This is a genomic window from Rhodococcus sp. 06-470-2 (genome assembly GCF_002258235.1).
GTDB lineage: Bacteria > Actinomycetota > Actinomycetes > Mycobacteriales > Mycobacteriaceae > Rhodococcoides.
Genome location: NZ_NOYB01000038.1, coordinates 273,577 through 291,437 on the forward strand (window position 1 = coordinate 273,577; position 17,861 = coordinate 291,437).

Here is a 17,861-nt window from a genome sequence, read left to right on the forward strand (position 1 = left end):
CGTGCTGTACCTCCTGATTTCCCCGGATGACAACCGGGGCCCGACCTGATGACCGGGATCGAGGGTACCTGATTCGAGACTGTTCCGTTATCGGGCTGTTACAGAGCGGACCTAGTGCGTATCGGGGTCCGATGCGTCCGGCATGCCCATGTCGTCGTGCACCCGCGCGGCCGCCTTCTTTCGTGCCTTCTTGGGAGAGACCGTGGGTTGACCCGTCGCCTGCTCGAGGAGTGCCTTGATCTCGTCCAGTTCGCGGCGCAGGTAGTCGCGGGTGGCGACCTCGCCGACGGCGATGCGCAGCGCAGCGAGTTCACGAGCGAGGAACTCGGTGTCGGCCTTGGTCTGTTGGGCGCGAGAACGGTCCTCCTCGAGGGAGACGCGGTCGCGGTCGTCCTGCCGATTCTGGGCCAGAAGAATCAACGGAGCTGCGTACGCGGCCTGGGTCGAGAACGCGAGGTTGAGCAGGATGAAGGGGTAGGGGTCCCACTGGAGGTTGACCGCCACGACGTTGAGGAAGATCCAGACGATCACGATTCCGGTCTGGATGGCCAGGTAGCGGCCGGTGCCGAGGAATCGTGCGGCCTTCTCGCCCGACTTGCCGAGGTCGAAGTCGAGGTTCACATTGAACATCCGCGACCCGCGCGGCGTGTCCATTCTCTGGCGTGCTGTTTCTTTCACTGTCCCGCCACTTCCTGATCTCGCCAGTCCTCGGGCAGCAGGTGATCGAGGACGTCGTCCACGGTCACGGCCCCGACCAGGTGGTCCTCGTCGTCGACCACCGGGCCGCAGACGAGGTTGTACGTCGCGAAGTACCGCGTCACGGCGGTGAGACTGTCCTCGGGGGACAATCTCGGCAGAGCGCTGTCCACCACACCGCCGACCAGGCTCGCCGGGGGTTCTCGAAGCAATTGCTGCAGATGCACGCAGCCGAGATACGGGCCGGTCGGTGTCGCGGTCGGGGGCCGCACGACGAACACCAGGGAGGCCAGCGCAGGCGTCAGGTCGGGATTACGTACCCGGGCGAGCGCCTCGGCCACCGTCGTCGACGCGGTGAGAACCACCGGCTCGGGGGTCATCAGACCACCGGCGGTATCGGGGGAGTGTTCGAGCAGACGACGGACAGGCGCGGAGTCCTCCGGATCCATCAGGCGCAGAAGCGATTCCGCCTCGGTCTCGGGCAGCTCGCCCAGCAGGTCGGCGGCGTCGTCCGGGTCCATGGCCTCGAGCACGTCGGCACCACGGTCGACACCGAGGTAGTGCATCAACTCCACCTGATCGTCGTCGGGCAGTTCCTGGACGACGTCCGCGAGCCGCTCGTCGTCGAGAGCGCGCGCCACCTCCATCCGGCGCTTGACGGGCAGCTCGCGCATCGCGTTCGCCACGTCGGCCGCGCGAAGATCCTCGAACTGCATCAGCAGCTGCGCCACACCCTGATCGGGCATGGACAGCTCGTTCTGTGTCAGCCCCTGCACGTGCTGCCAATCGACGACGTGGATGGCACCACGCCGCGCGAGCCGTTGCCGTTGCTTGCGGACCGCCACCCGCGCGACCACCCAGTCGCGAGTTCGGGTGAGTTCGATGCCGAGGTCGACGACGATGGAATCGACGTCGTGCAGCTCGTCGAGCTCGGGGTCGTCGACGCGCACCTTGGAGTCGAGAATCTGCGCGAAGACCAGGATCTCGTTGGCGCGCTGGGTGAATCGACGAAGACTGACGTTTCCGGTCGTGAGCTGAACGGAATTGGGCTCGATGCTCGTCACTCGTAGCATCGGCACGAAAATTCTTCGGCGAGTTGCCAATTCGACCACAAGGCCGAGGACTCTCGGCTGCGCTCTGCCGACACGCATCGAGACGACCACGTCACGAACCCGGCCGATCGATTCGCCGTCGGGGCCCAGGACACCCAGGCCGGCGAGCCTGGCCGCGAATACCTTGCTCAGTGCTGCCATGATGGCAAGGTTAGAGGCTCGGCAGTACAGAGGGTGAATCAGACAGGGGTTGTGCTTTCGTGAGAGCTTCGGGCATGCGGCGGTCGGTACTGGCTGTTCCGGGCAGTTCGGACAAGATGATCGACAAGGCCAAGGGACTGCCCGCCGACGCGGTCTTTCTCGATCTCGAGGACGCCGTCGCGCCGCTGGCGAAAGTGGCGGCCCGAGCGCGCATCGTGGACGCACTCAACTCCGACGGTTGGGGCGATCAGATCAAGGTCGTGCGCGTCAACGACTGGACGACGCAGTGGACGTACGGCGACGTCATCGACGTCGTGTCGGGTGCCGGACGCAATCTCGACGCCATCCTGCTGCCGAAGGTGGAATGCGCCGCGCACGTGCAGGCGCTGGATCTGCTGCTCACTCAGCTCGAGAAGGAGCACGGTCTCGAGGTCGGTGCCATCGGGATCGAGCCGCAGATCGAGAGCGCACGCAGTCTGCGCAACATCGACGAGATCGCGACGGCGAGCCCGCGCGTGCAGACTCTGGTGTTCGGCCCTGCGGATCTGATGGCGAGCGTCAACATGCGCACTCTGGTCGTCGGCGAGCAACCGGCCGGATACGACACGGGCGACGCCTATCACCACATTCTGATGACCATTCTGCTCGCTGCCCGGACCCACGGTCTGCAGGCGATCGATGGCCCCTACCTGCAGATTCGAGATCTCGACGCCTTTCGTCGGGCGGCCGGCCGCACGGCCGGCCTCGGTTTCGACGGCAAGTGGGTGCTGCATCCGACGCAGATCGAGGCCGCCAACGAGATCTTCGCGCCGCGTCAGGCCGATTACGACAAGGCCGAGATGATTCTCGACGCCTACAAGTTCCACACGTCCGCGGCGGGTGGCGGTCGCGGTGCGGTGATGTTGGGCGACGAGATGATCGACGAGGCGAGCCGCAAGATGGCGCTCGTCGTCTCGGCGAAGGGCCGCGCCGCAGGAATGACGCGCACGACCGCTTTCGTGCCGCCCACAACCTGACCGACCACGTCCTGACCGACCGTCAACCTGCTGTGAACCGCTACAACGGGTGTGCCGGGTGTCCGTTTCGGGGCACAATGGAGTCATGACTAATCCCCTCTCGCAGTCGGGCCGCCCAGGGCAGGGACTGCCGACGCCGCCTTCCGGTTGGCCGATCGGTTCCTACCCCACCTACGCCGAGGCACAGCGCGCCGTCGACTACCTGTCCGACGAGGAGTTCTCGGTACAGGACGTGACGATCGTCGGCGTCGACCTGATGCAGGTCGAGCGCGTCCTGGGCCGGCTCACGTGGCCCAAAGTGATTGGTGGAGGCATTGTTTCGGGTGCATGGCTTGGCGTTTTCCTCGGCTTGGTCCTCGGTATCTTCAGCGAGAACATCCTCGGAGCTCTGCTCATCGGCGTCGGCGGCGGCATCATCTTCGGCCTGATCTCGGCGTCCATTCCGTACGCGGCCACCAAGGGGCAGCGAGATTTCGCGTCGAGCATGCAGTTGGTCGCCGGTCGTTACGACGTCCTCTGCGAACCCCGTACCGCGGAGAAAGCGCGCGACCTGCTCGCGAAACTGTCGATCTGATCACACCTGGTGGACGACCAGGCAACCGACAGGTAACGGAATAGCCCCAATCTCCCCTCAATGCCAGTGAGTTCGGTTACGTTTCTTTCGTGCACGGCAGTCCCACACAGTGTGCTGCGCGAGTAACTGAACGTACGGAGGCGGAAAGTGCCGAGACATCGTGGTCGTAGGCGTGGAAAAGCAACGAGGATAGGGGTGTTGGCGGCAGCGGCTCTGGTGACGAGTCCGTTGCTCGCAGCGTGTGGTTCGTCCGACAGTTCGGTTCCGGTTCTGAGTTTCTACACTGCCGCAGACGGCGCAGAGCAGTACGCCGCTGCGGCACAGGTGTGTTCGGACGCCTCGAACGGTCGCTACCGCGTGGAGCAGCGAACGCTGCCCAAGAGCGCAAATGATCAGCGTCTCCAGCTCGCGCGGCGCCTCGCGGGCAACGACCGGACGCTCGATCTGATGACACTCGACGTGGTGTGGACGGCCGAATTCGCCGAAGCCGGATGGGCATTGCCCGTGCCCGACGACCTGTCCGAAAAGCTGCGCGACGGCTCCACCCTCGAAGGTCCGCTCGCCACGGCCGAATGGCAGGACCAGCTCTACGCGGTTCCGCTCAACTCCAACACCCAGTTGCTCTGGTACCGGCCCGACGAGGTGCCGGACGGGGTGCCGCCGCAGACGTGGGATCAGCTGATCGACGTGGCCGAGGCCAATGCGGCCGCCGGTAGGCCCTCGGAGATCGGCGTCCAGGCCAAGCAGTACGAGGGCTTCATGGTCTGGTTCAACTCGCTGCTCGAGAGCGCAGGAGGATCGGTCGTCGGCGAAGACGGAACGACGGTGACACTGAACGACACTCCCGAGCACCGCGCCGCCACCGAGAAGGCCCTCGAGATCATCAAGCGGGTCGCCACCGCCGATGGCCGCGACCCGTCGGTCTCGCAGAGCGACGAGGGAACCTCCCGGCTCGGGATGGAAGCAGGACGGATGGCCTTCCAGGTCAACTACCCGTTCGTGCTGCCCGGTCTGAAGGAGAACGCCGTCGCCGGTGCCGTCTCGTTCCTCGACCTGTCGAACGTGCCTGCCGACCAGCAGGACGCGCGGATCGCCGAGGTCTTCCGCAGCGCCCCGTATCCGGAGGTCGATGCGGGCGAGCCCGCCAAGGTCACCATCGGTGGGTTCAACATCGGCGTCGCCAAGACCACCCAGCACGAGGACCTCGCGTGGGAAGCCGTCGAGTGCCTCACCAACCAGGAGAACCAGCGCAACAACGCCGTCAACGGTGGTGTGCCGCCGGTGCTTGCACGCCTGTACGACGATCCGGAGTTCCAGGCCGTCTATCCCGCGTGGGAAGGGGTGCTCGGTTCCATCGAGTCGGCGGCCGTCCGGCCCGTTTCACCTGCGTACCAAAGCATCTCGATTCTGTTGACCGATGCGCTCAACCCGCCGCAGAACATCGATCCGGTGGCCGACGTGGACAAGCTCGCTGATCTGGTCACCAAGGCCGTCAATTCCGAAGGGTTGATTCCATGAGCGCCACCACCGAGTCACAGCCCGCATCGCAGCCTGTCGACAAGCAGGCGGCTCTGAAGAACGTCTCCGACGGCAAGAAGGCCGAACGACGGTTGGGTCTGCTGCTCATCGCACCCGCAGCCCTGCTGATGATCGCGGTCACCGGGTACCCGATCATCTACGCGTTCTGGCTCAGCCTGCAGAAGTACAACCTCGCATTTCCCGAGGATCGTGAATTCGTCGGCATCTCCAACTACGTGACCGTGCTCTCCGACGGCTACTGGTGGACGGCGTTCGGCGTGACGGCGGGCATCACGATCATCTCGGTGATCATCGAGTTCATCCTCGGCCTGGCGGTGGCTCTGGTCATGCACCGCACCATCTTCGGCCGTGGACTGGTGCGCACCGTGGTGCTCATTCCGTACGGCATCGTGACCGTCGCCGCCGCGTACAGCTGGTACTACGCGTGGACCCCCGGCACGGGCTACCTCGCCAATCTGCTGCCCGACGGCAGTGCCCCGCTCACCGAGCAGTTCCCGTCACTGGCGATCGTCGTGTTGGCCGAAGTGTGGAAGACGACGCCGTTCATGGCGCTGCTGCTGCTCGCAGGCCTGGCGCTGGTGCCCGACGACCTGCTCAAGGCCGCCGAGGTCGACGGGGCGGGTGGCTGGACCAGGCTGATGCGGATCACCATCCCGTTGATGAAGCCGGCGATCCTCGTCGCGGTGCTCTTCCGCACCCTCGACGCGTTCCGCATCTTCGACAACATCTACGTCCTGACCCGAGGCAGCAACGAAACCGGATCGGTCTCGATTCTGGGTTACAACAACCTCTTCGGTGCGTTCAACCTCGGACTCGGGTCGGCGATCAGCATCCTGATCTTCTTCTGCGTCGCGATCATCGCGTTCGTGTTCATCAAGTTGTTCGGTGCATCGGCACCGGGATCCGACGACGGAGGCCGCAAGTAATGACCACTGTTACGCCTCGCAAGAAGGTCGGTTGGACGGTCGTCAACGTCCTCGTCCTGCTCTACGCACTCGTTCCGCTGCTGTGGATCATCAGCCTGTCGTTCAAGTCGACGGCGACCATCGCGGACGGCAGGTTCATTCCGCAGTCGTTCACCCTGGAGAACTACAAGGGCATCTTCCAGACGAACCAGTTCACCTCGGCGTTGGTGAACTCGATCGGCATCGGATTGATCACCACGGTGATCGCCGTGGTGATCGGCACGATGGCCGCGTATGCCGTTGCTCGCCTGGACTTTCCGGGCAAGAAGGCGCTCGTGGGTGCGGCGCTGCTGATCGCGATGTTCCCCCAGATCTCGCTGGTGACACCGCTGTTCGACATCTCCCGCTCGCTGGGACTGTTCGACACCTGGCCGGGACTGATCATCCCGTACATCACCTTCGCGTTGCCGTTGGCGATCTACACCCTGTCGGCGTTCTTCCGCGAGATTCCGTGGGAGCTCGAAAAGGCAGCGAAGATGGACGGCGCGACGCCCGCACAGGCATTCCGCAAGGTCATCGCTCCGCTGGCCGCCCCCGGCATCGTCACCGCCGCAATTCTGGTGTTCATCTTCGCCTGGAACGACCTTCTGCTCGCCATCTCGTTGACGGCGACGGAACGTTCGGTCACCGTCCCGGCGGCCATCTCGCAGTTCACCGGTAGCTCTCAGTTCGAGGAGCCCACGGGTTCGATCGCGGCGGCAGCAGTCGTCATCACGATCCCGATCATCATTTTCGTGCTCTTCTTCCAACGACGTATCGTGGCGGGCTTGACGTCCGGCGCAGTGAAGGGATAACCGTCATGGCCGAAATCGTTCTCGACAAAGTCACCAAGCTCTACCCCGACGGCGCCGCCGCGGTCAGCGACGTCGACATCACCATCGCCGACGGCGAATTCATCATTCTCGTCGGGCCGTCCGGGTGCGGAAAGTCCACGACGCTCAACATGATCGCCGGTCTCGAGGACATCTCGTCCGGCGAACTGCGCATCGCGGGGGAGCGCGTCAACGAGAAGGCACCGAAGGATCGCGACATCGCGATGGTGTTCCAGTCCTACGCGCTGTACCCGCACATGACGGTGCGTCAGAACATCGCCTTCCCGCTGACGCTCGCGAAGCTCTCGAAGTCGGAGATCAACACCAAGGTCGAGGAGGCAGCCAAGATCCTCGACCTCAGTCAGCACCTCGACCGCAAGCCGGCGAACCTCTCCGGTGGTCAGCGTCAGCGAGTTGCCATGGGCCGCGCCATCGTTCGTACCCCCAAGGCCTTCCTGATGGACGAGCCGCTGTCCAACCTCGACGCGAAGCTGCGCGTGCAGACTCGCGCCGAGATCTCGCGCCTGCAGAAGCGGCTCGGCACCACCACGGTGTACGTCACGCACGACCAGACCGAGGCCATGACCCTCGGCGATCGCGTCGTGGTGCTGCGCGGCGGGTTGGTGCAGCAGATCGGTTCTCCGCAGGAGCTCTACGACAAGCCGCGAAACCTGTTCGTGGGCGGCTTCATCGGATCGCCCTCGATGAACTTCGTTCCCGGACAGCTCACCTCGAACGGAGTGTCCACCGCGCTCGGTGAGATCGACATCCCACTCGAGCGGATGGATGCGATCAAGGCCAAGAACCCGGGCCGCGAGGTGGTCGTCGGCATCCGTCCCGAGCACTTCGAGGACGCAGCCCTGATCGACGGCTACCAGAAGATGAGCGGCGCGACGTTCACCGCCACCGTCGACGTGCTCGAGTCCATGGGCAGCGACAAGTACGTCTACTTCACGCTCGAGGGTGCCAAGGTCGAGTCCAGCGAGCTGCAGGAGCTCGCCGCCGATGCCGGCATCGCCGATCTCGGTGGCGCACAGGTGGTTGCGCGTCTGGCCGCCGAATCCAAGGCCGCCGAGGGTGGTCAGGTGGAACTGTGGTTCGACCCGGCGAAGATCTCGGTGTTCGACCAGGCATCGGGTGCCAACCTGACGCTGTAGAGCGCTGCGCATGTGCACGGAACTTCGTAGTGGGCTACGAAGTTCCGTGCACATGGGTCAGAAGGCAGAGCCCGTGCTCGGCAGCTGGTAGCCCTGGAAGAAGTCGAACGGCACCACATTCGGTGCCGGGTTCTGCAGCTGCGGCGCCGGTGCCTGTGGGAACAGTTCGGGTAGGCGGAACTGATCGGGCTGCTGGTTCTGCTGATACTGCGGCGCGCTGTGGTCACGATCGTCGCGGTCGGACCACAGCGGATCGGCCGACGCGGTGCCGGCGACCGCCACCAGAGGGATGGCCACCAATGCTCCGGTGACTGCTGCGCGGGTGAGGATCTTTCGGGTGTTCATGTGTTCCCTTTCGTCGTGGTTCGTACCTCCACGACACTAGGTATGCGTGAGGACGCCCGAAAGGCAGATTCGTTGACTCCCAGTAGATTACGAGTTTGCTGCCAGGTTTCCCCACCAGCGAACGGACGGTCTTCGTCCTGGTCGGACGAGGGTGTCGGCTGTCAGGTCGCTGTGAAGCGGTCGGCAGTGCGTCACGCCGCCATGTTCGACGTGCTGGTCGGTTCGGACCCCGCCACACGCACCGATTCCCGCGCGGCGGGGGTACTCCTGATGGCCAGGGCCGCGAGTACGACGACGAGGCAGGCCACCGCACCTGCGACGAACGCTGCGGTGTGCACGCTCTCGCGGGCGACGGCTGTCCCGTCGATGGTGAACATGGCGAGGACGGTGGACAACGTGGCACTGGCGATCGAGGTGCCGACTGTCCGGACGATCGAATTGACGCTGTTCGCCACCCCGGTGTCCGCTGCGCTGACCTCGGCCATGAGCAGGTTCGGCAGGGCAGCGAACGCAAGACTGACGAACATGTTGATGACGATGCCTGCGGTGATCAGCTGCCAGGTGTGATCGTGGGCGAGTGCGACGAAGACGAATCCGACCATCCCGATCACGGCTCCTGCGATCAGTACTCGGCGCGGCCCGAACGACCGGATGAGGCGGCCACTGACGACGGCCGCGACCACTCCGACCGCTGCGCCGGGCAGCAGATAGACGACACTCGCCTCGAGAACGTTCGCGGTGAAACCGTAGCCGGCCACAGCTCGTGGTGTCTGCACGAAGTACGAGCAGGCGAGGAAATTGACGAACATCCCGATACCGACGAAGAGGGTGGCGACGTTGGTGGCGAGCAACGGTCCGTGGGTGAGCATTCGGGGTGCGACCAATGGCTCGTCGGCGCGCTTCTCGAAGGTCCACCAGATGGCCCCCGCGACCACACCGCCGACCGCGCAGCCGATGGTGGCAAGCGAACCCCACCCCCAGGTGCGGCCCTGGGTCAGGGCGAGGAACAGCAGCAGCAGAGTCACCGCGAGCAGTGCAGCTCCCCACCAGTCGACGGTGCCGCGGCTGGATCTCGGGCGCGCCGGTACGCCGAACCAGGCGATTGCGAGCGCGAGCACCACGAACGCAACAGTGAGCCAGAACACGCGGTGGTAGTCGGCACCGTTGGCCGTCAGTAGCCCGGTCAACACCAGTCCGAAGCCGCCGCCCACGCCGAGTGTGCCGGACAGGACGGCCATCGAGCCGACGAGCTTACGAGGAGGCATCTCGTCACGGAGGACGGCAAGGGCGATGGGGAACAGTGCGTAGGACACTCCCTGCAGGACGCGGCCGACGATCAGCCACAGCAACGAGTGGGTCAGGGCAGCGAGCAGAGATCCGGCGAGGACGACGGTGAGCACACCGATCAGCACCGGACGTTTGCCGTGCAGGTCGGCGAGCCTACCGATGACCGGGGTGGCGATCACCGCCGCGAGGAGGTTGGCCGTCAGTACCCATCCGGCGGCGGTGGTGCCGACCCCGAGTTGGGTGCCGATGGTCAAGACGATGGGGACCACCATCGTTTGCAGAACGGCGAGAGTCATGACGATGAAACAGAGTCCGGGCAGCAGTATGCGGCGGGAGGACATGAAAGAACTACCTCGTTACGTATCGACCAAGCGATGGAACCGAAAAAATTAGAATGATGAACGCATCTAAGTAACTATCAGAGATCGGTGCACCAGGGAAGTGAGCCGGGGCCGTTACCACGGCCGAGCATCGACGCAGGCCTACTGATGCTTCCCCAGAGCTTTCTGACGCAGTTCGCTGACGATCTCGTCGTTCCAGACGTGTTCGCGCACCAGGCGGTAGCGCTCCCGGCTCATCCACAGGTACGCCTCGGCGTCGGTGCGGTCCTCGAGGATCTCCGCTGCGCGCACCATGCGCACCACCGGTAGGTACTCCTCACCGAACCAACGTCGCGCGACGGTACCGCGGTCGACGAATTCTCCGACCTCCTGCATCAACCGGAAGCCCCATGCCTCCACCGATTCGCTCAGCTGGGCGTAATCGAACGGATCGGTCACCTGAACGGCCTCGCGTGCCTTGCCCACCAACGGCACTCGACTGAGGAAGATGCGCCGGTGATCCTTGATCAGCAGATCGCCACGTCGGGTGATGCCCTCGGGGGAGATGCGCGTGATGATCTCGGTTACAACGGCGTCGATCGACGTTCGGTGCATGGCGAATGCGATGGAGACTCGGTGATGGCCGTCGACGACGAAGTGCATTCCGCCGATGCGATAGACCTGAATCGGCGGCATCGCTTCGCCGCGACGTTGAGCAGCCGCGAGTCGCTGCCAACGTTCGCGGATGCGCGCCGATGTCGGGCGGAAGAAGCGATCGAAGTCGCGTGTGCGATCGACGCTGCCGACGATGGTGTCGACGCGAATGACCTGCAGTCCGAGGTGACGCTCACCCACCTTGCCGAGGGCCGCAACGACCTCGTCGAACGGCAGGATGGTGTTGACGTCGTCGGGTTGACGACGCAGCCACCCGACCAGACGTGCGACGTCGGCGCGTCGGCGCTGGCGGGTGAAGTCGTTCTCCGCATCGGCGGCCGGGAATCCGGTGTCACGTGCCATGTCTGCGCCTCACGATCTTCGGTGTCTCGAAATCCGTTCTCTCGCCGCCCGGTTCGATCTCGAGAAGGGTGTATCCGACGGTGTTGATCACCGTCGCGCCGTGCAGGGTCAGATCGTCCGGGGTGTGACCGTGCGGATGAATGTGGCCGTGCAACAACAACTGTGGGGACAGTCGGCGCGTCACCTCGTCCAGGCAGTCGAAGCCGATGTGCGCGGGGTCGGTGTCGTCGCCGACGCCCAGAGGTGGACTGTGGGTGAGCAGGATGTCGACGGGCCGAAGATCCTTGCGCACGTTGCGATGCCATGCGAACGTCCGGGTCAGGGTGCGTGATCGCCGTCGCTGCTGCCGTTGGGTCCACTGATTGGGCCCACCGTTGTAGCGGATGGACCCGCCGAGACCGGCGATCCGCACGCCTGCCGCGGACACGATGCGACGGTCGACGTTGACGGCACCGACCGGTCCGGGCCAGGTGGCGGGCAGCCCGGCGCGCATCCAGCCTGCACGCCCGGCCGAGTATCCGGTGAGGTCCGCGTCGTGATTGCCTGGAACGAACACACACGGAGCGTTCAACGCGTCGGTGAGGTACTCGAGGTAGTCGAACGGGAGGTCGCCCGCGCCGAGAATCAGGTCGACTCCGAGCGACTTCACCTGCGGACTCCACAGGGATTCGATCGTTTCGTCGGCAACTGCGAGAACGGAGACCACGGGTACGACGGTACCCACCTCCGGTGCGGTGATACCTCCGAACGGACTTCTCGGGCATCGGTGGTGTTGGATGGGTCAGGTGAGCGACAGTGTCATTGCAGCGGTACGCGCACATCTGGTGACCGAGATCGGCGACGAGAATCCGTCGTCGGCGTCGGTGACGTTCCTCGGCCTCGAGTCGCTGGACGTGCTGAGATTCGGCGCGGACTCCGACGTGGTCCGGTACGTCAGTCTCGGCTGTTCTCGTCACCCCATGGCCGATCCCAACGAACTCGTCGCCGATCCCTCGCGCGGCCCCCGAGCAGAACTGGTGCTGACTCTTCGCGGTGGGGCAGGCGTGGCGTCGGGCGTGCACAAGTCACTGGCCGTGCTCGCTGCCTCGCCCGCGGTGGAGGGGGTCGTGCTCGTCGAGGACGCGCTGCTCGACCTGGGCGAGCCGCTCTGGACCAACGCGCCGTTCACCGCGGTGCTGCTCGGCGACAGCGACATCGCCGATCTGACGCTGCCCGAGCCCTACGATCCGGTTCGCTTTCTCGCTGCCGTGCCGTTGACCGGTACCGAGGCCGCCTGGGTGCGTCTGCGCGGTGCCGCGGCCCTGCGTGAGGCCTGGGCCGAGGCCGGGATCGACGTGCGCGATCCGAATCGGTCCGCGGCCAGTCTCTGACCCGGAGTCACCGAGCGTAGGACGCCAATTCCGGTTCTGCGGTGACGGAGTCGTCGATCAGGTGCCGAGGTACCTGGGCCAGGTACTTCAGGCCGGTGATCGCGGCATGCGCGTCGTAGCGCAGGTTCGGCATGCTGGTGGTGAAACACAGATCGTCCGGAATCCGCTCGCGGACAGCAGGTCCGTCGTGTTCGAGTGCATCGAGGACGATACGGAAGGCGACGTTGTCGCCGATGATGTTGAAGTGTTCGACGGGCCGCAGCGGGCAGACGTCCTGAACGGCGATGTTCGCGGCTCCGGCAAGAGTGCTGGCGTGCGGTTGCGGATAGATCAGCTCGTCGAATTTCGTGTAGATCGAGGTGTAACCCGGTCCCTCCGGCAACGGACGCGCCGCCAGCGCGGTGAGGAACTTCGATCCGGTGGCGATCTGCCAGTTCGCAGGCGGGCACTCCTGCGAGTCGTCGCATCCCGAACGCGCCGAGTCGGTGCCGTTGTACGGGGTGGCGAGCGAGATGAGATCCGACACCAGAGCAGGCAGATCCGGCCAGAACGTCAACGCCCACAGCTCGTCGAGCGGGCCGTGCTGGTGGCCCATCATGACGACCTGGCGACCGCTGTCGGCGGCCATCGTCCGAACCGCGTGCACCACGTACTGGGCGGCGATCTGCAGGTCGCCGTACCCCTCGTCCGGCAGGGAGAGGCTGCACACCGGTATCCCGGCGGCGGGCAGAGACTGCAGATAGTTCCACCCGAACGACTGCTGGTCGGTGGCGAAAGCCGGGGTGAGCAGGACCGGATCGCGGGTGGCGTCGTGCAGATCGGGGGTGCACGTCAGAGCGTGGTCGAGGGCGGCCGGATCGACGGTCAGTGCGGGACCCGGATCGAGGTTCGACCCTGCCGATGCGGTTCCCGGTACCACCGTGGACAGCAACGCGACGGTCGACGCCAGTACGAGTGAGCGGATTCTCATCGATCCCTTCCGGACGACAATGCAGGGCTTCTGCAGTCTCATCCGGCCCGAACCGGTGGGCTCGTCACCGGTCGGCAGTCGGGGCAATCACCAACGATCGGACGATTCGGTTGGGCATCGTCCAATCGAATCGTCGGCCCCTAGAGCCAGTTGTTCTTGTGGAACGTCCGCCACAGTCCGATGCACACGCACAACACCACTGCGACCATCAGGTGGTAACCGTACGTCCAGTGCAACTCGGGCATGTTGTCGAAATTCATCCCGTAGATCCCCGCGACCATCGTCGGCACGGCGGCGATCGCCACCCACGACGAGATCTTGCGCATGTCCAGGTTCTGCTGCATCGTCACTCGCGCCAGCGCAGCGTCGACCAGTGAGCTGAGCACCTCGTCGTACTCGGAGATGCGTTCGGCGACCGTCGTGTGATGGTCCTGCACGTCGCGCAGGTAGCGTCGCACCGCTTTGGGGACGCTCGGCTCCTGCACCAGACGCGCCAACGGCGTCGACAGTGGTGTCACCGACCGCCGAAGTTCGACGACCTCCCGCTTGAGGAGATAGATGTTCTCGATGGGCACGTGGTGGTGCGGCGAGAACACTTCCTCCTCCATACCGTCGACGTCCCGCTCGATCGAGTCGGTCACCGCGAGATACTCGTCGACCACGTGGTCGGCCACCGCATGGAGAACTGCCGACGGGCCGAGCGCGAGCTGTTCGGGGTTGCCCTCGAGGCGTTGACGCACGCCGGCCAGTCCCGAATGCTCCCCGTGCCGGACGGTGATGACGAAGTCACGGCCGACCATCACCATGATCTCGCCGCTCTCGACGATCTCGTTGGCGGTCGTCACCGACTCGTGCTCAACGTACTTCACCGTGCGCAGTACCAGGAACGCGACGTCGTCGTAGCGCTCGAGTTTGGGTCTCTGGTGGGCGTGCACGGTGTCCTCGACCATCAGCTCGTGCAGGCCGTAACACTGGGCGATGGCGTTCATCTGTTGGTCGTCGGGTGCGTGCAGACCCACCCACACGAATCCTTCGCCGCGTGCACGCACCTCCGCGATTGCCGAGGTGTGAGTGAATCTGCCGGGCAGTCGAGCGCCCTCGACGTAGACCGCGCAGTCGACGATTGCGCGAGCCGTGGGCACCGGAATTCGCGGTGCGTGCACGGGACCGGCCTTGGCCGATCGTCGGTGCAGGGACGGCAGCGACGGGCGTGGTGGAAGGGACGGCATGGCGGGCAATCGTACGCCAGCAAAACGACGAGAGAGTGGGCCTGGAACACTGTGCAGGTGCTCATCGACCTCCACACCCACTCGACGGCGTCCGACGGCACCGACAGCCCGGCCGAGCTGGTCCGGGCCGCAGCCGAGGCGGGACTGTCGGTGGTGGCTCTGACCGACCACGACACCACCTCGGGATGGGACGAGGCGGCCTCCGCACTGCCGTCCGGTCTCACGCTCGTGCGCGGCATGGAACTTTCCTGCACCGGGCGAGGCGAGGACGGCCGGCCGGTTCCCGTGCACCTACTGGCGTATCTGTTCGACCCCGCGAACGAGGTGTTCGCAACCGAGCGCGCGCGGTTGCGCAGCGAGCGGGTCACGAGATTGCGTGCCATCGCCGAGAAGATGGCGGCGGACGGTCTGCCCATCGATCCCGACGCGGTGCTGGCCTCGGCCGGTGCGGCGGCCGGGCGACCCCATCTGGGTCGAGCCCTGATCGACGCCGGGTACGTCCCGGACATGAACGCCGCGTTCGCCGGTCCGTTGGCGACCGACGGCAAGTACTACGTCGAGAAGGTCGACACTCCCCTCGAAGTAGCGGTGGACATGATCGCTGCGGCAGGCGGTGTCAGTGTGCTCGCGCACGCCAGAGCTCGTACCCGCGGCCGCATCCTCGACCTCGATCACATTCGCGAACTCGCAGCGCGCGGTCTCGGTGGTGTGGAGGTTCATCACATGGATCACTCGCCGGAAGACACCGCGGTGATGGCCGACCTCGCCGCGGAACTGGACCTGATCGTCACGGGATCCTCGGATTACCACGGCACCAACAAGACGGTGAAGTTGGGCGAATACTCCACTGCCCCAGAGCAGTACGACCGTCTGGTTGCGGCGGCGCGGCCATGACATTCGATGTGACGCTCTACTTGACGGTGTTGATCACCCTGTTCGTCATCATGGACCCGCCGGGCGCGATCCCGGTGTTCCTGTCTCTGGTCGGGCGCAAGAGCAAAGAAGCCCGCAACAAGGCCGCATGGCAGGCCCCCGCGGTTTCGCTGACCGTCATCTCGGTGTTCGCGATCGGCGGCCAGGCGATCCTGAGTTACCTGCACATCGGCATTCCGGCATTGCAGGGTGCGGGCGGGTTGCTGTTGCTGCTCATCGCGTTGTCGCTGCTCACCGGAAAGGGTGCGGGCGGGGACACCGCCGCGGAGGACGTCAACGTGGCACTCGTGCCGCTCGGGACTCCGCTCATGGCGGGCCCCGGTGCCATTGCCGCGGTGATCGTCTACGTCAGCCAGGCGGACGGTGACGCCGGTTCGTTCTTGGCAATTGCGTTGGGCATCATCACCATTCACATTCTGTTCTTCCTGGTGCTTCGATTCTCGACCGCGCTGATCCGGCTCCTCGGGGAGGGCGGTATCTCGCTGTTGGCACGCATCGCCGGTCTGTTGCTGGCCGCTATCGCGGTGCAGTTGATCGCGGACTCGGTTCGCGGATTCGTGGCAGGCGGATGACCGGGGCAGGTGCCGGGCTCCGATTCCTGCGCGGGCTCAGCGGTATCGTCACCGGGGGACTGGTGGTGCTGGCCCTCGGCGTCGCCGTCACGCAGTATCTGGGCCACTCCCGCGGCTTTCCCGGTCCTGGCGCTCTCTCGGTTGCCGCCCATATCGTCGCCGCGATCGTTGCCGTGGTCGCGCAGCGCATCACCGATCACCGTCGCGGATTCTCGGCCGTTCTCGGCGCTCTCGTGGTCTTCGTCGCCGCAGGACTCGTCCTGTGGACACAATGGTGGCAGTGAGAACCGGTGCCGGTGGTTCCTGACGCTGTGGTCAGGTGGGGCGGCGATATGGCACACTGGGGCACCGACAGGGCTACAGCCCATCGCTGATCGTGCAGGCGTACCCGCCTCACATGCGAGACACGCTCTCGGCAGTTTGCAGCCAGCACTGGCGCACTCCGACGGGCCCTCATTTCCACCACTCACTTCGTTGACACTTCGTCGCCTTGCTGGTCGAGGTCGACAGTGCGAGGAGCTTTCACCGTGACGGCAGTCGAAGACACCGCAGCAGCACACACCGCACCGGCAGGACCGGCGGCGATCACCGACGAGGAGATCTTCGCCGGGCATCTCGGCGGCAAGCTGTCGGTCGAGTTGGCAGCGCCGCTCGACACGCAGCGCGATCTCTCGATCGCCTACACCCCCGGAGTGGCGCAGGTCAGCCGCGCCATCGCCGCCGACGCCTCGCTGGCCAAGCGATACACCTGGACCGATCGCCTCGTGGCCGTCATCTCCGACGGTTCCGCAGTGCTCGGCCTGGGCGACATCGGTCCGCGCGCGTCGTTGCCGGTGATGGAGGGCAAGGCCGCGCTGTTCAAGAAGTTCGCGGGCCTCGACTCCATTCCGATCGTGCTCGACACCAACGACGTCGACGAGATCGTCGAGACCATCGTGCGGATGCGGCACAGCTTCGGTGCCGTCAACCTCGAAGACATCTCGGCACCGCGCTGTTTCGAGATCGAGAAGCGCGTCATCGAGGCGCTCGAATGCCCCGTCATGCACGACGACCAACACGGCACCGCCATCGTCGTACTCGCTGCTCTCAACGGGGCTGCGAAGGTTCAGGGCCGCAGTACGTCCGAGCTGAAGGTCGTCGTATCCGGAGCCGGGGCAGCGGGAGTCGCGTGCGCGAACATGCTGCTTCTGGCCGGCATCGGGGACGTGGTGGTGCTGGACTCGAAGGGCATCGTGTCCGCCGACCGCTCGGACCTCAACGGCGTCAAGACCGATCTCGCCGCGCGTACCAACCCCCGTGCACTGTCGGGCGGTGTGGTCGACGCCCTCGCCGGAGCCGACGTGTTCCTCGGTCTGTCCGCAGGCAAGGTCGACGAGAGCTACATCGCGTCGATGGCCCCGGACTCCATCGTGTTCGCACTGTCCAATCCGGATCCGGAGATCCATCCGGAGGTGGCGAGGAAGTACGCCGCCATCGTCGCCACCGGACGAAGCGACTTCCCGAACCAGATCAACAACGTTCTCGCCTTTCCCGGTGTGTTCAAGGGCGCACTCGACGCCGGTGCCCGCCGTATCACCGAAGGCATGAAGCTCGCCGCTGCCGAGGCAATCCTCTCGGTTCTCGGCGACGAGTTGGCTGCGGACAAGATCGTGCCCAGCCCACTCGATCCTCGTGTCGCCCCGGCCGTTGCGGACGCAGTTGCGGCAGCAGCGCGAGCCGAGGGCGTCGCGTAGGAAAACGGAAGAAACACCGGCGAACCCGGCCCCACCCGGGCCAGCGGTTCGCCGGTGTCTTTCGTCTGTGTCT

At 65.2% G+C, this 17,861-nt stretch carries 19 protein-coding genes; 11 read left to right on the forward strand and 8 right to left on the reverse strand.

What is annotated here, in order from left to right:
* Positions 1–111: 111 nt before the first annotated feature.
* Entirely contained in the window at positions 112–654 is a 543-nt protein-coding gene (locus CH276_RS22190; RefSeq protein WP_045199222.1) for a DUF1003 domain-containing protein, read from the reverse strand.
* Between the two features lie 20 nt (positions 655–674).
* On the reverse strand, positions 675–1,949 hold the full coding sequence (locus CH276_RS22195; RefSeq protein WP_032394102.1) for a magnesium transporter MgtE N-terminal domain-containing protein: 1,275 nt from the start codon (positions 1,947–1,949) through the stop codon (positions 675–677).
* A 74-nt stretch (positions 1,950–2,023) separates the two neighbouring features.
* Between CH276_RS22195 and CH276_RS22200 the strand changes: the two genes are divergently transcribed.
* The 6 genes from CH276_RS22200 (at position 2,024) to CH276_RS22225 (ending at position 8,012) form a co-directional block, all read left to right on the forward strand.
* Positions 2,024–2,965 (forward strand): HpcH/HpaI aldolase/citrate lyase family protein, encoded by a 942-nt coding sequence (locus CH276_RS22200; RefSeq protein WP_094629601.1) that lies wholly within the window; start codon positions 2,024–2,026, stop codon positions 2,963–2,965.
* Positions 2,966–3,050: 85 nt separating this feature from the next.
* Positions 3,051–3,539: a general stress protein gene (locus CH276_RS22205; protein WP_032394104.1), complete on the forward strand. Its 489-nt coding sequence runs from the start codon at positions 3,051–3,053 to the stop codon at positions 3,537–3,539.
* A gap of 195 nt (positions 3,540–3,734) precedes the next feature.
* Complete coding sequence (locus CH276_RS22210; protein ID WP_094629602.1) at positions 3,735–5,057, forward strand: ABC transporter substrate-binding protein; 1,323 nt, start codon at positions 3,735–3,737, stop codon at positions 5,055–5,057.
* Positions 5,054–6,004, forward strand: a complete 951-nt coding sequence (locus CH276_RS22215) for a carbohydrate ABC transporter permease (protein ID WP_032394106.1) — start codon at positions 5,054–5,056, stop codon at positions 6,002–6,004. Before CH276_RS22210 ends, CH276_RS22215 begins: the two co-directional genes overlap by 4 nt.
* Complete coding sequence (locus CH276_RS22220) at positions 6,004–6,837, forward strand: carbohydrate ABC transporter permease (protein ID WP_032394107.1); 834 nt, start codon at positions 6,004–6,006, stop codon at positions 6,835–6,837. Before CH276_RS22215 ends, CH276_RS22220 begins: the two co-directional genes overlap by 1 nt.
* A gap of 5 nt (positions 6,838–6,842) precedes the next feature.
* Positions 6,843–8,012: an ABC transporter ATP-binding protein gene (locus tag CH276_RS22225; RefSeq protein ID WP_045199226.1), complete on the forward strand. Its 1,170-nt coding sequence runs from the start codon at positions 6,843–6,845 to the stop codon at positions 8,010–8,012.
* Positions 8,013–8,069: 57 nt separating this feature from the next.
* Here the strand turns inward: CH276_RS22225 and CH276_RS22230 are convergent, their stop codons facing one another.
* The 4 genes from CH276_RS22230 to CH276_RS22245 form a co-directional block, all read right to left on the reverse strand.
* Positions 8,070–8,357, reverse strand: coding sequence for a hypothetical protein (locus CH276_RS22230; RefSeq protein ID WP_094629603.1), 288 nt, complete (start codon positions 8,355–8,357; stop codon positions 8,070–8,072).
* Positions 8,358–8,548: 191 nt separating this feature from the next.
* Positions 8,549–9,985 carry an MFS transporter gene (locus tag CH276_RS22235; protein ID WP_094629604.1) on the reverse strand — a complete coding sequence of 479 codons (1,437 nt, stop codon included), beginning with the start codon at positions 9,983–9,985 and terminating at the stop codon, positions 8,549–8,551.
* A gap of 141 nt (positions 9,986–10,126) precedes the next feature.
* Complete coding sequence (locus CH276_RS22240) at positions 10,127–10,981, reverse strand: chromosome partitioning protein ParB (RefSeq protein ID WP_094629605.1); 855 nt, start codon at positions 10,979–10,981, stop codon at positions 10,127–10,129.
* A complete protein-coding gene (locus CH276_RS22245) occupies positions 10,971–11,687 on the reverse strand; it encodes a metallophosphoesterase family protein (protein ID WP_037191692.1) in 717 nt (238 codons plus the stop codon). Before CH276_RS22245 ends, CH276_RS22240 begins: the two co-directional genes overlap by 11 nt.
* A 70-nt stretch (positions 11,688–11,757) precedes the next feature.
* On the opposite strand from CH276_RS22245, the gene CH276_RS22250 reads away from it, so the two are divergent.
* A complete protein-coding gene (locus CH276_RS22250; protein ID WP_082073932.1) occupies positions 11,758–12,351 on the forward strand; it encodes a suppressor of fused domain protein in 594 nt (197 codons plus the stop codon).
* 7 nt (positions 12,352–12,358) lie between these two features.
* Here CH276_RS22250 and CH276_RS22255 read toward each other — a convergent pair whose 3' ends face one another.
* Both CH276_RS22255 and CH276_RS22260 read right to left on the reverse strand, forming a co-directional pair.
* On the reverse strand, positions 12,359–13,321 hold the full coding sequence (locus tag CH276_RS22255; protein WP_052683988.1) for a hypothetical protein: 963 nt from the start codon (positions 13,319–13,321) through the stop codon (positions 12,359–12,361).
* Between the two features lie 140 nt (positions 13,322–13,461).
* Positions 13,462–14,550 (reverse strand): magnesium and cobalt transport protein CorA, encoded by a 1,089-nt coding sequence (locus CH276_RS22260; protein WP_032394111.1) that lies wholly within the window; start codon positions 14,548–14,550, stop codon positions 13,462–13,464.
* A 57-nt stretch (positions 14,551–14,607) separates the two neighbouring features.
* On the opposite strand from CH276_RS22260, the gene CH276_RS22265 reads away from it, so the two are divergent.
* The 4 genes from CH276_RS22265 (at position 14,608) to CH276_RS22280 (ending at position 17,788) form a co-directional block, all read left to right on the forward strand.
* Entirely contained in the window at positions 14,608–15,444 is an 837-nt protein-coding gene (locus CH276_RS22265; RefSeq protein WP_032394238.1) for a PHP domain-containing protein, read from the forward strand.
* The gene (locus CH276_RS22270) at positions 15,441–16,055 is read left to right on the forward strand and encodes a MarC family protein (protein WP_032394112.1); all 615 of its coding nucleotides are present in this window, start codon (positions 15,441–15,443) and stop codon (positions 16,053–16,055) included. The genes CH276_RS22265 and CH276_RS22270 overlap by 4 nt, the downstream gene beginning before the upstream one ends.
* On the forward strand, positions 16,052–16,339 hold the full coding sequence (locus tag CH276_RS22275) for a hypothetical protein (protein ID WP_094629606.1): 288 nt from the start codon (positions 16,052–16,054) through the stop codon (positions 16,337–16,339). The genes CH276_RS22270 and CH276_RS22275 overlap by 4 nt, the downstream gene beginning before the upstream one ends.
* A gap of 243 nt (positions 16,340–16,582) precedes the next feature.
* Positions 16,583–17,788 (forward strand): NAD(P)-dependent malic enzyme, encoded by a 1,206-nt coding sequence (locus CH276_RS22280; protein ID WP_094629703.1) that lies wholly within the window; start codon positions 16,583–16,585, stop codon positions 17,786–17,788.
* The last annotated feature ends 73 nt before the right edge of the window (positions 17,789–17,861 follow it).